The 12,787-nt window shown below is 69.3% G+C and carries 8 protein-coding genes; 4 read left to right on the top strand and 4 right to left on the bottom strand.

Going from position 1 to position 12,787, the window contains the following annotated elements; genetic code table 11:
* Nucleotides 1–70: 70 nt before the first annotated feature.
* Entirely contained in the window at nt 71–487 is a 417-nt protein-coding gene (locus ABD292_RS24890; protein ID WP_344211176.1) for a hypothetical protein, read from the top strand.
* 383 nt (nt 488–870) lie between these two features.
* Here ABD292_RS24890 and ABD292_RS24885 read toward each other — a convergent pair whose 3' ends face one another.
* Nucleotides 871–1,839: an NmrA/HSCARG family protein gene (locus ABD292_RS24885; RefSeq protein ID WP_344211174.1), complete on the bottom strand. Its 969-nt coding sequence runs from the start codon at nt 1,837–1,839 to the stop codon at nt 871–873.
* A gap of 93 nt (nt 1,840–1,932) precedes the next feature.
* Between ABD292_RS24885 and ABD292_RS24880 the strand changes: the two genes are divergently transcribed.
* Nucleotides 1,933–2,406 carry a MarR family winged helix-turn-helix transcriptional regulator gene (locus ABD292_RS24880; protein WP_344211172.1) on the top strand — a complete coding sequence of 158 codons (474 nt, stop codon included), beginning with the start codon at nt 1,933–1,935 and terminating at the stop codon, nt 2,404–2,406.
* Nucleotides 2,407–2,579: 173 nt separating this feature from the next.
* Here the strand turns inward: ABD292_RS24880 and ABD292_RS24875 are convergent, their stop codons facing one another.
* The 3 genes from ABD292_RS24875 to ABD292_RS24865 all read right to left on the bottom strand — a co-directional run bounded on the left by ABD292_RS24875 (nt 2,580) and on the right by ABD292_RS24865 (nt 10,520).
* On the bottom strand, nt 2,580–6,404 hold the full coding sequence (locus ABD292_RS24875; RefSeq protein WP_344211170.1) for an RICIN domain-containing protein: 3,825 nt from the start codon (nt 6,402–6,404) through the stop codon (nt 2,580–2,582).
* An 86-nt stretch (nt 6,405–6,490) separates the two neighbouring features.
* On the bottom strand, nt 6,491–7,588 hold the full coding sequence (locus tag ABD292_RS24870; protein WP_344211168.1) for a hypothetical protein: 1,098 nt from the start codon (nt 7,586–7,588) through the stop codon (nt 6,491–6,493).
* Between the two features lie 160 nt (nt 7,589–7,748).
* On the bottom strand, nt 7,749–10,520 hold the full coding sequence (locus tag ABD292_RS24865; RefSeq protein WP_344211167.1) for an ATP-binding protein: 2,772 nt from the start codon (nt 10,518–10,520) through the stop codon (nt 7,749–7,751).
* 421 nt (nt 10,521–10,941) lie between these two features.
* Here ABD292_RS24865 and ABD292_RS24860 point away from each other — a divergent pair, with 421 nt between their 5' ends.
* On the top strand, nt 10,942–11,505 hold the full coding sequence (locus tag ABD292_RS24860) for a sigma-70 family RNA polymerase sigma factor (protein ID WP_344211165.1): 564 nt from the start codon (nt 10,942–10,944) through the stop codon (nt 11,503–11,505).
* Nucleotides 11,506–11,598: 93 nt separating this feature from the next.
* On the top strand, nt 11,599–12,783 hold the full coding sequence (locus tag ABD292_RS24855; protein ID WP_344211164.1) for a low temperature requirement protein A: 1,185 nt from the start codon (nt 11,599–11,601) through the stop codon (nt 12,781–12,783).
* Nucleotides 12,784–12,787: the final 4 nt, after the last annotated feature.

Genomic DNA, 12,787 nt, shown 5'->3' with positions numbered 1-12,787 from the left:
TCCTCGTCTGGAGGAACGTCTCCGCACTCTCCTGGGGCTGCACGCGATCGGCGTCGGCCGGGCACTGAACATGGGGATCATCGAATTCGACCCCGCGCCGTCGGACGCATTGACGGACGAAAGGTGGAGCGCCTTCGCGCTCCACCTCCAATGCCCCTTCCGAATCACCTACCAGAGCCGAGTGATCCTCGGCTCCGCAGACCTCGCCTGGCGCGAAAGCGAAGTCCGCGACACCGGCAAGCCCGACAGCGAACGAACCATGTACGACTTCATGGCGGACCGCGTCGACGCCACCTTCGCGGAACTACAACCCACCGTAACCACGGTGCGAATATCCCCCTTCGGCGACCTCCACGTCGAACTGGCCCAGGAATTCACCGTGGAGGCATTCCCCGTCAGCTCCGGCCGCGCCGAGGCATGGCGTTTCCTGCAGAGAAATGCCGAACACGTAGTGTTCCCACCCGAAGAGCCGACCCACGACCAGTGAACTTCCCCAGGATCCGGGTCCTCCCAGCGCGCCGCTTCGGCATGGATGATCTTCCGATCACCCCATCGGTAGCGATCGGGAGGATCGTCGAGTCGCTTTCACGCCTCGCTTGGTCCGCCGCCGAGCAGATCCGAAACCTTTCCAGGTCGAGCCCAGCGTGCCGGCCGGCTCGTCCGTGATCTCGCGCCGGATGTAGTCCTGGTCACCCACCGTCCTGTGGAAGAGGACCGTGGCGCTGGCGCCGCTAGGGCGTTCGCCGTGCCGGGAATCAGGGCGAGGCCATCGGCGGCGGCGGTCGCCGCGAGTCCCATGCGATGGAGCTCGTTCATCTCCCGCGACGTTTACCCGGGGGCGACCACGCGCGGGGAAGGGACGGGTGCCGGTCAGCGCGGGATGGTGTCGCGGTGGAGGGCCAGCCACGCGTCGAACGACTGCAGCCGCGGGTTGAGCTCGCGCAGCCGCTCGAAATCGATGAGCTCGGCGATGTCGGGGGCGGCCGCGATCAGGTACTGGAGCATGTTGCCGACCTCGGCCGCGCCCGGGAACCCCGCGGCCCGGATCATGTCGGGGCTGACCGCCTGGTATGTGACGGGCTCGCCGAGCGCCTGGCTCAGCGCGGCGGCGTACTGCGCGCCGGTGAGCACGGCCCCGGCGACGCTCACCCGCCTGCCGGCCATCCCGTTCCCCTGGCGGAAGATCCCCAGCGCGGTCCTGCCGACGTCCTCCGCGGCCTGCGCGGCCACCCGCGCCTCGCCGAAGCCGAGCGGCAGCACCAGCGCTCCCGTCTCGTCGCGCTGGGGCGCGAACATGTCCTGGAAAACCTCGTAGTAGACGTTCGCCTGCAGGAAGGTGGTGGGCACGCCCGACTCCAGGAAGAACCGGTCGGCCTCGGCCTTGCCGTCGGCGTGCGGCACCTTGTACGTGCCCTCGAAGCTCGGCGTCCCGTCGTCCGGACGGAAGTAGGCACGGGTGTCCGACAACGTGGACCAGACGAAATGCCGGACGCCGGCCTCCCGGCCAGCCCGCGCGGCGTTGCCGGCCTGCTCCCGCTCCTTGGTGGTCGCGGGCCGTGCCCGCTCCTCCTCGGGCGTGCGCGGCTCCCAGAAGTTGGTCACCACGAAGGCGCCGTGTGCGCCGTCGAACGCCCTGCGCAGGCTGCCCGCGTCGTCGAGATCGGCCCCCACGACCTCGGCCCCCAGAGCGGCCAGCTCCCTGGCCCGCGCCGAGCCCGGATCCCGGGTCAGGGCTCGCGCGGCGAACCGCCCGCCGCGGTCGTCGAGGATCGCGCGGACCAGCCCGCCTCCTTGCGCTCCGGTCGCGCCCACCACGGCGATGATCTGCTGCTCGCTCACAGAAACGGTCCCCTCATATGTTCAGGTTGATGTATCAACCTGGCCACCATACAGCGCCAGGTTGACACGTCAAGCACCGGTAGAGTGGGCGTCATGGGATGGGAGCAGGACATCGGCGAGGCCGACCGGATGTGGCGCACGTACATCGAAATGGCCAAGCACCTCGGCTCACACCTGCAGCAGCACCTGCAGCGTGAGTGCGACCTGTCCGCGGCCGACTTCGAGGTCCTGGTCCGGCTCACGGAGTCGGAGCGGCGGGAGATGCCCGTCGCGGAGGTGGCCGTCGCGACCCAGTGGGAGAAGAGCCGCCTGTCCCACCAGCTCACCCGGATGGCGCAGCGCGGGCTGGTCGAGCGGGTGGACACCGACGACCGCCGCTATCCCGACGTGCGGCTCACCGACAAGGGCTACGCGGCGATCGAGAAGGCCGTCCCCGAGCACACCGAGCTGGTGCACGCTCTGTTCATCGACGTGCTGGGCCCCGAGCGGCTGGCTGGTTTCGCGCAGGCATGCGCCGACGTGCTCCGCGCGCTCGACGAGCACCGGGAGCGGGACTGCTCGTTGTGATCAGGCCCCCGCGCCAGGGCCTGGCGAGAAAACGAAGATGCCGGGCCTTCGCCGGGACGCGCGTACGGCACTGGCCGGGCCGTTTCCGCGGCCCGGCGAAGGCGTTCGTCATGGGTCGTGATCTGGTGTGGTGAACGGCAGGCGCCCTGCCGCCGGCAGAACGCCGCCGGCGGTCAGCTTGCGATGGCTTTCCAGTTCCAGGTGAGCCCGTAGGACGTGCTCAGCGCCAGCAGACCCGGGCCGACAGCGCCGAGGTTGAGGAAGCGGCCCTGCGCATCGTACTGGCCCACCGTCGTCAGTTGTGAGGCATGCCTGTCGGCCGGCGGGGTGCAGAACATGTAGCCGCCGTCATTGGGACGGAATTCGTTCAGCGTGAGCAGGTTGCCGTCGCCGACCGCGGGGTTGGTGGCCGTTGAATTGACATACAGTCCCTTGTGGACCAGGTAGTAACAGTAATAATCCTCGGTCTTGTCGGCGTATATGGGCATGAATTCTTCTTCGGAATCGTCGCTGTCGGGTTCGAGCGCCACCGGCGTGCCGGGTTCCGGATCGGAGTCCTGTACGGTCATGGCCGATCCCGCGCCGGTGACGATCTCATCGACGTCCAGCGCCTCGTTCTCGGCGTCCTGGAGGAACCAGCGCTGGTCGGGATCGAATTCGTCGGCGAGGTCACGACCCACCAGTTCTTCGCCGTCCGCGCGGTCCAGGGCGGTCAACGCCTGGCCGGTGGCCTTGTTCAGCAATATCCAGGTGCCGTCTCCCATGTCGAGCAATCGCCACAGCTGGGAGTCACCGTCGTCGGTGCCCTGGAGAATCGCCGGCGCGTCGGCGAGTCCGGATTCCTGGCCCAGATAGGTACGTGTGAAGCTGTGCAGGACGCGATAGTGTCCCGGGTCGTCACCGGCGGCCAGGAACCGGAAATTGTGCGCGCTCTGCTCGGGCCGGGCGAACGTCCTGGTCTTGAGGCGACTGCTGCCGGGCCGCGTCCCCGCGCCCGAAGGGTAGGGGGAACGGGTGCTGGAGGCGCTTCTGAGATTCTGCGTTGTTCGCGGAACGGCCTTCGCCTGCCGCGCCGGTTGGGACGTCGTGCACCGCGGGTCCTCGGTGAGATAGGAGAAGTCGTATTCGACGGGAAGGTGGTCCGACATTTCGAAGTCGGTCATCGGCGTTCCGAACCCGTACCCCCTGTAGAGCGCCGGGGTGACGCCGTTCTGGGTGACGGCGTAGTCGATGGTGCGTCCCGTGACGGGCCGGGTGGGCCCGATCGAGGGCAGTACGTCGAACTGGCGGGAGTCGTCGCCGAGGGCGGTCAACAATCCTGTCTGCCCGTAAGCCTCCATATTGAAGTCGCCGAGGACCACCCAGGGCAGCGGTTGCCCGTTCGGGCCGGCGGTCTGCATATGACTCCTGATGTTCTGCAGCATCGTGACGTTGTCCGTGCCGCCTGCTGCGGCCCCGTGCCAGGTGAAGTAGACGACCCCGCAATAGTTGACGCCGAGCGCGGGACGGGACTTGCCCTCGTGAATGCCGTTCCGGGTCGCTCCGGGGACGACGAATATCTCGTCCCTGCGGACACTTCTCCGCGTCCAGACGGCCAGATTGATCTTCTCCGGGTTGCCGGAACCGGTGTCGACGTTCGTGTTCAGCCAGTAGAGGTAACCTCCGCCGCGGCCTCCACTGGTCCGGCTGAGCCAGATCTCCTCGACGGGAGGCGCGTTCGTGCTGCCGTCGCGCATCCTCTTGACGTAGTCGGCCTGCGCGATCGTGTCCTTGCTCCAATAGTGCCGGTCGGCGGGGTAGCCGGTCTCCTGCAGGGCCAGGATGTCGTTCTCCCTGGGCGGACTCTCCCGGGTGTGCAAAGCGGGCAGCGCGGTCGCGTACCTGTCGCCCTGCTGCGGCGAGGACGCGCCGGCCATGTTCCAGGTGGCCGCCTTGATCTCGACGAGCTCCGGGTCACGTGGGGGGAGCTCGCCGCCGGTGTCGCGGAGGAACAGCGACTGCCGGTGTCCCACGTCGAGGGCGGCCACTCCGTTGCCCTGGTAGTTCAGGGTCTCTCGTCCGGTCCAGTCCGTGATCGCCTGCCCGTTCTGGCTCAGGGGCAGGAACGCGTGTGGGTCGGAGTCGTCCGATCCGAACTGGAAGGCGGTGCCGGCCTGGGCGCCGTACGGCCGGTACGGCTCGAACGGGCCGCCGGCGGTGGTCTGCTTGCTCAGCGTGTTGTCGTAGAAGACGTTCTGCGGCCCGGAGGAGCCGGCCCACTTGCCCGCCTTGGGCCCGGCCGCCCACCAGATCGGATACCAGGTGCCCGCGTCGATCTCGCCGCCCTCGCCACCGCAGTTGGCGGAGCAACTGGCCGAGCGGTGCTCGTAGGGGACTCGCACCGTGTTCTGCTCGAACAGGTTGTCGTGCTCCCAGCCGCCGTGCAGGTTCAGGTCGGAGTCGAGGTCGTTGCGGAAGGCGACGTTGCCGCCCGCCGACCACTGGAAGGTGAAGTGGCGCAGGTTGCGGCTGAGGTTGTGCGCCCACAACGAGTCCCACACGCGGCTGCCACGCAGGTAGCCGTTGCCGCCCTTGCCCTTGTTCCAGGCGCCGTCGAAGCTGTTGCGCTCGATCTGCAGGTTGCGCGCCACCTCGGTGACGATCGGGTGTGAGCCGGTCATCGTGGCCTTGAGCCCGCGCGCCCAGCTGTTCGCCGCCCACTTGAACACGATGCCGTGCATGGCGTACTCGGGCGCCAGGTTGCCGTAGTTGTGCACGGCCTGCTCGGGAGTGAGCGAGTACGTCTCCTGGCCGCCGATCTTCGGCACGCCGTTCATGTCCTGGGTGAAAGAGAAGTCCTCGAACCCGACACCCTCGATCACCTTCAGCGGCGTGACCTTGCTGGCGTACGGGGTGCCGTTGCCGTTCAGCGGTTCGGAGCCGTCCGATTCGGAGTTCACCGGCAGGTCCCACCTCAGCGGCCGGTCCAGCGTGATCGTCTTGGCCGTGGCGTCCATGCGGCTGAGCCGGAACATCTCCTGCCGCATGTGGAGCGCCTCGATCATGCTCTGATCGGTGATGCCCTGCTGCGCGTAGAACTTCCTGCTGTTGGCCGCGCCCACCCAGACATAGCCGCCGGGCCTGAACCTGGTCATGTCGGCCTTCGCGTCCAGCCGCACGACCGTGCCTCCTGCTCGTGCCGAGAAGCCCGGGTCATCGGCCGCGGCGGCCACCTTGAAGCCGGAGACCCAGTGCTGGTTGACGCTGCCCTCGTAGAGGTCCTTGCGCATGGGCAGGCTGGAGGCCAGCTCCCAGTCGTCCTTGTACCGGGTCGCCACCTCCCGGGTCTGGACGCGGAACATGCCACGCCCAGGCCAGATCCAGCCACCGTTGCCGATGTCGGGGGCGGTGCCGGCAATCATGCTCTCCTGGTCCCACCGGCCGTTGATCACCTGGTCGTAGCGGGTCTGGAGGCCGGGCCTGAACACCAGCCGGGTGCCGCCGTCGCCGGAGCCCTTGCCCCGTACGATCAGAAATCCCGCATCTACGTAGATCTGCCGGGTGATGTCGATCCGGCCTGCCGGTAGCTCGATGAGCGAGAGCCGGTTGAAGTTGGCGTTCGGCGAGCAGTCGCTCTTGATGTGGTCGATCGCCTTCTGCAGTCCGGCGGTGTCGTCGGTCCCGTCGTCCGCCGTCACCCCGTAGGAGGAGGCGAGCTTCTCCGGCGAGATACGGCAGGAGGCGTCGTCGGTCAGCTCCGTATCGCCCTCAGGCAGCTCCTGGCCGCCTCGGTACCCGGCGCGTGACCAGTCCGGCAGTCCGGCCGGCGGGGTTGTGCGGTTGCTGTGATTCAGGTCAGGGCCGGACGCTCCGGGCCCGGCCCACGGCGGGTCCTCCGCCGGGGCAGGTGCGGTCACGGACGTCGGGGAGGCGGACGCCCCCCACGCCGCCGGGGTGCTGCCCGGCGACGATAACGAGAGCAGCAGGACGGACATCATGGCCGCCGCTGGTCGGACCATTCTCACGTGATCTCTCCGGGAAGGACGCGGACGCCGGGATCCGGCGCCGGTGACGATGACGTCGTGCGGCTGAGCGTTCGCCGGCTTCACCACTGCGGGGCCGACGGCGTGGGCATCGCCGCGAAGTCGTAGACCTTCTTCCACAGCACGCCGCTCTTGCCGCCGGCCGAACCGTTGATGACGTAGTAGAGATCGGTACCGGCCACCACGGCCAGCGGGGTTCTGCCGGGGGAGAGCGCGAAGCTGTTCTCCTCGTAGTAGCCGCTCCACCCGCCGTCGCGCGAGATCATGTAACTGCCGATGGTGTTGTCACGGTCCTCGGTGATGGTGATGACGCCGTAGCCGCTTCGGGAGAGCGCGACGGACGGGCCATTCCTCGTGTAGCCCGGGGTGCCTGTCGCATAGACCCGGAACGGATTCGTCCAGTTGCCGGTCCCGTACCGCTGCCGCGACATGTACACGTAGTTGTCGGTGCCCGTGAAGGCGAGCACGACCTGGTTCCAGGGAGCGGGGTCGGCGCTGGTGCCCACCTGGGCGGCCAGTCCCGGCGCGTCCTTGCTCCGCGCGCCCGGCACGACGCTGGGCGAGCTGTAGGTGCCGGTGTCGCCGTTGTAGTACATCGTCCAGATGTCGTCGGTGGACTGGCTGTTCCAGGCGAGCATGAAGGAGTTGCCGGGCAGCGCGGCGGCCGCCACGGGCTCGGTGTCGGTGGTGCGCGTGTCGTTGGGGATCCTGGTCCAGCTGGGCAGGGTGGCGGGTAGCTGGTAGCTCGGGCTGAGCTGGACGCGGTGCTGGTAGACGTGGCCCTCGGTGCCGGTGTGGAAGATCCGGAAGTTGCCGCGGCCCCCGTCGTCCGTCCAGATCACCCGCGGCGGCGTCCATGTCTGCGCGTTGGGCAGCGAGTACGCGGGCCCGTTGTTCAACGAGATCCAGATGGAGTCGTTGTCCGCGCCGCGCCAGGCGTGCAGGATGTTGCCGCGGTCGTCGCGCGCCTCTCCCGGAGTGGACCGGCTGGTGATCTGCCCGCCGGCGTAGGTCACCGGCTGCCAGTCGGACCCCTCACCGGGGAAGCCCCAGGAGCTGATCGAGGCGCCGCCGTCGTCGGCCGAGGCCGGCGCCGTCATTCCACCGGCAGAGGCGATCAGCGACACGGCCGCGATGAACAACCTCTTCTTGATGAACATCTCTTCTCCCGCATCGTCTCTCGAATCGACGACCATCGCGCCGTTGGCCCGGCGGTGACTCATGGACCGTCGTTACAGAGACAAGGTGCGGGAGGCCGCTTGTGACATGACGCTCGTCACATCACCATCCCGCTCGCGGACGGCGGCGAACCGCGGACCCTCAGGCTGTGAGCGCCGTGCCTTCGAGCAGCGTGATGCGGATCTGCTTGCGTGAGGTGATGCCGAGCTTCGCGAAGACCTTGCGCAGGTGCCATTCGACGGTGTGCGGGCTGATGAAGAGCTGAGCGCCGATCTCGGGGTTCGTCAGCCCGTCGCCGGCCAGGCGCGCTATCTGCGCCTCCTGGGCGGTGAGAGTGGCGCGTGCCTCGACGGTGCGCTTGCGTACCGTCTCACCGGTGGCCTGGAGCTCGCGCCGGGCCCGTTCCGCGAACGCCTCGGCCCCCATGTCGCCGAGCAGCTCGTAGGCGATGCCCAACTGCTCGCGTGCGTCGAGGCGGCGGTTCTCCCGGCGCAGCCACTCGCCGTAGAGCAGCCGGGCGCGGGCGAGCGTCGTCCGGACCTCGGTGCGGCCGAGCCGCTCGATCGCCTCGCGGTAGAGAACGTCGGCGTCCGCTCTGTCGCTCACCTGGGCCCGTACGCACGCCGAGGTTCCGAGGGCCCAGTCGGTGCCGCTGGCTCGGGCCATCTCGTCGAGTCGCCGGGCGACTTCGGCCGCCCGAGCGGGCCTCCCGCTCCGGACGGCGGCCTCGACGAGTTCGACCGTGGACCTGATGGCCGTGCCGCCGAGCTCCTGCGGGTGCTCGAAGGCTCGCTCGGCGGCGACGTACGCCTCCTCGTACCGGCCGAGGCCGTTGCAGAGCACCGCGCTCGCCCATTGGGTGGCGGTCACCACCTTGCCTTCCCCCTGAATGGCCGGGTCCCGCGTGATCGCTGCGCTCACCTGACGGGTCGCGGCCTCTCGTCCTCTCCACGGCTCGAGTATCAGGGCCGCGTACTGGGCCAGGTAGCGGCTGCCCGTCACCTCGCCAATCGTCACCGCCTCGGCGACCAGCGCGTCGGCCAGGGCGAACTCACCGGCGAGGACCCTGTTCGACACGAGCATGTGGAGGGCTGAGGGCAGCACCGACAGTGCGCCCGCCTCGCGTGCCAGATCGACCAGTCTCGCGGAGAGCACCGACCAACTGTCGAAGTCCCAGACGTTATGGGCCATCCGGGACGCGAACGGCAGCCAGCCAAGGCCCTGTTCCCTGGAGATCCCTTCGGCGCGGAAGGACTCCAGAGCCCGCAGCACCATCGGCACGCCCGCCGCGGAACCCTCTGTGAGCGCCACGCCCACGCCGTTCAGGAGCAGGTCGTTGCGCTCCGGCGGCGGCCCCGGCGGTGCGGCCAGCAGCGCCTCGGCGATGTCCACCACCTGGGCGCCGCTCGGCAGCCGGCCCGCGTTCATGGCCGCGTTCAACGTGTCGCGGTAGGTCTCGCGGGCCAGCCCGGCGTCCAGCGGCGCCAGGCGCTCACCGGCGCTGAGCAGCAGCGGGAAGGCGGAACCGGCGCTCCTGGAGGCGAACGCGATCTGACCGCGCAGCAGGCCGGCCTGGGCGAGTTCGCGTTCGTCCAAAGTGCCGAGTTCGGCCGCGTCCAGCAGTTCGAGCGCGGCGTCGTACCCGCCGGCCTGGTATTTGGCCCGTGCCGCCGCCAAGGCCCTGGCGCCGCGGCGCGCGGGATCGGGGGTCAGCTCGGCTGCCCGCTCGTGGAACGCCGCCGCCGCGGCGACTCCGCCGCGCGCCTGCGCCCGATCGGCCGAGCGCTCCAACTCGGCGGCCACCGTCTCGTCGGGGCCGGCCGTCGCGTTGGCGAGGTGCCATGCCCGGCGATCGGGGTCCGCTCGGGGATCGGTCGCGTCGGCCAGCGCCCGGTGGACGTCCTGCCGGTCCTGCGGGGACGCGACGCGGTAGGCCGCCGAGCGCATGAGGGGATGACGGAAACGCACCCGCGTACCGATGGCGATCAGCCCCGCCGCCTCGGCCGGCGACGCGGCGGACACCTCGATGCCCAGCAACTCGGCCGCGCGAGTCAGCAGACTCACATCCCCGACCGGCTCGGCCGCCGCGATGAGCAGCAGCCGCTGTGTCTCGGCCGGCAACGCCCGGACCCGCCGCAGGAAGCCCTGCTCGATCTGACTGGCCAGCGGTCGCGCGTCGGGCCGCCCGAATCCACCCGCCAGCTCCGCCGGCGTCAGCCCTCGGGGCAGTTCGAGCAGGGCCAGCGGGTTCCCCTGCGTCTCGACGACGATCCGGTCCCGGACCTGCTCGTCGAGTCGTCCAGGAGTCACGGAGTCCAGCAGGGCGCGGGCGTCGCTGTCGCTCAGCCGTCCCACGTCGAGCTGGGGCAGCCCCTTCAGCTCCTGTTCGAGGTGGTGCTCGCGCACCGCGAACACCAGCCCGATCGGCTCCGCGAGCAGGCGCCGCGCGACGAAGGCGAGGGTCTGCGCGGAGACCTGGTCGAGCCACTGCGCGTCATCGACGAGGCAGACCAGGGGCCCCTTCTCGGCCACGTCGGCGAGCAGGCTGAGCACCGCGAGCCCGACCAGGAAGCGTTCCGGAGGAGTTCCCGCGCTCAGGCCGAACGCCGTCCCGAGCGCGTCGCGTTGCGGGCCCGGCAGGCGACCCAGATGCTCCAGGAACGGGGAGCACAGCTGATGCAGCCCACCGAAGGCCAGTTCCATCTCGGATTCCACGCCGGTCGCTCTGATGATCCGGCAGCCGGACGCGCTGTCCCGCGCGTACTCCAGCAGCGCCGTCTTACCGATGCCGGCCTCGCCGCGCAGAACCAGGACCGAGCTGTGGCCGTCCTGCACCGTCGCCACGAGCTGATCCAGCGTCTCGCACTCCAGCTGCCGCCCGCGAAGTTGCGACCCGGGACCTCTGCTTGCCATGGCACTGCCCCCGACGATCATCTGTTCGTTGCCCCATGACCGCTGAACATGGGGAGAAACCGGCGCTACATCCTAGATGGAGACGTAACCTACCGTTCTGTCATCAAGCCCAGCAATCTGCTGGTGACACCGGCCGCAGGGTGAGCCGGGTGGTCGCGGAGCATCCCACTGTCCGAAGCGTTTCCACTGCCCCGACGCCCGCCACGGTGCGGGCCAGGGTGTCGACCACGGTGTTTCCAGGGCGCGATGGAGCAGCACGGGCAGCGACCGTGATCGCAGTGGCATCACCGGATGCCAGCTGTCGAACGGAGCCGCCATCGTGACCATGAGCCTTTTGGAGTCGTACGAAGACCACGCAGAGCAGCCCGATGACCGGTCGATCACACATGGGGACGGAGACGATTCGGCGTTCGTCAGCGCCGTGCCCCGGCTTCTCATGATCGGTCTGCGCGTCCTGCAGGACGTGGGCGAAGCCGAGGACGTGGTGCAGGAGACGTGGCTGCGTTGGGCCCGTGCCGATCGGTCGGTCGTCATCAGCCCGCCGGCGTTCCTCGCGCTGACCACCACGAGGCTCGCCATCAATGTCGCCCAGTCCGCCCGCAGGCGCCGAGAGACCTCCGTCGGCTCCTGGCTCCCCGAGACAGTGGACCTCGCCGCCGGGCCCGAGACGGCGGCCGAACGACGAGAGGCGGTCGACACGGCGATCCGGCTGCTGCTGGAGAGGCTGACACCCGCCGAACGAGCCGTCTATCTCCTGCGCACGGCCTTCGACTACCCCTACCGCCAGATCTCCGAGCTCCTCCACCTCGGCGAAGACCATGCGCGGCAACTCCTGCGACGCGCGCGCAACCACCTCGCCACCGAGCGAGGCCGCCAGGTGAGCACCGCCGCGCACCGGCGCCTCGTACGGACGTTCGTCGCCGCCGCCCAGTCCGGCGACCTCGCCGCACTGGAAGAAGTGCTCACCGCCGACATCGTCCGTTGAGTTCGATCGCTGTTGCGGCGATCTGTCACAGATCACGACGCCGTCCGGTCTTTCGGGTGAATCGGACGCCGAAAGAGCGACAGGAGCGGGAGCGTGCCCTCGACCATGACCACCATCCGGATCCGGGTCAGGATGAGCTCACGGCCCGTCGACGAGCCGCATCGCGCGTCGAGCCAGCTCGAGCTCCTCTTCGATCTCACCTTCGTGGTCGCGGTCGCGGCCGTCACGGCGCAGTTCGCGCACGTCATCGCTGAAGGTCATGGCCTGACCGGGCTGGTCCCGTTCCTCCAGGTGTTCTTCGCCATCTGGTGGGCGTGGATGAACTTCACCTGGTTCGCCTCGTCGTACGACACCGACGACGTTCCCTACCGGCTGCTGACCATGGTGCAGATGGCGGGGGTGCTGGTCCTCGCCGTCGGCGTGCCCGCCGCGGCCGGCCACTCCGACTACGGGATCATCACCCTGAGCTACCTCGTCATGAGGATCGGGCTCGTCGCCCAATGGCTGAGGGCCGCGTTCGAAGACCCGGCGAGCCGCCGTACGGGGCTCCGCTACGCCGCGGGCATAGGTCTGGTCGAGCTGGGCTGGTTGCTCCGGCTCGCTCTCCTGACCGCCGGCCTCCTGCCGGCGTCGCTCCAGCTGCCGTTCTTCGCCTGCCTGGTCGTCCTGGAGCTGGCGGTGCCGTGGTGGGCGGAGCGGGTCAGGGCAACCACCTGGCACCCGCAGCACATCGCCGAGCGCTACGGCCTGTTCACGATCATTTTGCTGGGCGAGAGTGTCCTGGCCGCGAGCAGAGGGGTTGAGGGGGCGCTCGAAGCGGCTCCCCTCGTCGTCATCGCCGGATCCGGTCTCGTCCTGCTGTTCGCCCTGTGGTGGCTGTACTTCCTGGTCGAGGCAGGGGAGGGGCTCAGCGAGCGGCGTCACCGGTCGTACTGGTGGGGCTACGGCCACTTCGGCATCTTCGCCGCGCTGGCGGCTCTCGGCGCCGGGCTAGAGGTGGCGGTGGAGCAGAGCGGGCGCCAGGTGGCGGCATCGCCGATGGCGATCGGCTACGCGGTCGCCGTCCCGGTTGGGGTGTATCTCCTCCTGCTCCGGGCGGTGCACGCGCTGGTCGACGCGGACTCCCTCGTCCCCCGCACTGCCCTGGCAGGGTGCGTCGGGGCCGTCGTGTTGTCGCCGCTCGCGGCGCCGTGGATCGGGGTGGCCGCCGTGGTCGCGCTGATCGCGGCCGCCTGCGTCGCGCTGGTCGCCGTCGCCATCTGGGCGGCACGTAGCTGAAGGA

The sequence above is a fragment of the Nonomuraea bangladeshensis genome (assembly GCF_039529455.1).
GTDB classification, from domain to species: domain Bacteria; phylum Actinomycetota; class Actinomycetes; order Streptosporangiales; family Streptosporangiaceae; genus Nonomuraea; species Nonomuraea bangladeshensis.
This window is presented reverse-complemented; position numbering and strand designations above follow the sequence as displayed.

What these genes read in the sequence shown, in the direction of transcription:
- ABD292_RS24890 (WP_344211176.1), top strand. Translation starts at nt 71, where the DNA reads ATGGGGATCATCGAATTCGACCCCGCGCCGTCGGACGCATTGACGGAC.
- ABD292_RS24880 (WP_344211172.1), top strand. Translation starts at nt 1,933, where the DNA reads ATGGGATGGGAGCAGGACATCGGCGAGGCCGACCGGATGTGGCGCACG.
- ABD292_RS24875 (WP_344211170.1), bottom strand. Translation starts at nt 6,404, where the DNA reads ATGGTCCGACCAGCGGCGGCCATGATGTCCGTCCTGCTGCTCTCGTTA.
- ABD292_RS24870 (WP_344211168.1), bottom strand. Translation starts at nt 7,588, where the DNA reads ATGTTCATCAAGAAGAGGTTGTTCATCGCGGCCGTGTCGCTGATCGCC.
- ABD292_RS24865 (WP_344211167.1), bottom strand. Translation starts at nt 10,520, where the DNA reads ATGGCAAGCAGAGGTCCCGGGTCGCAACTTCGCGGGCGGCAGCTGGAG.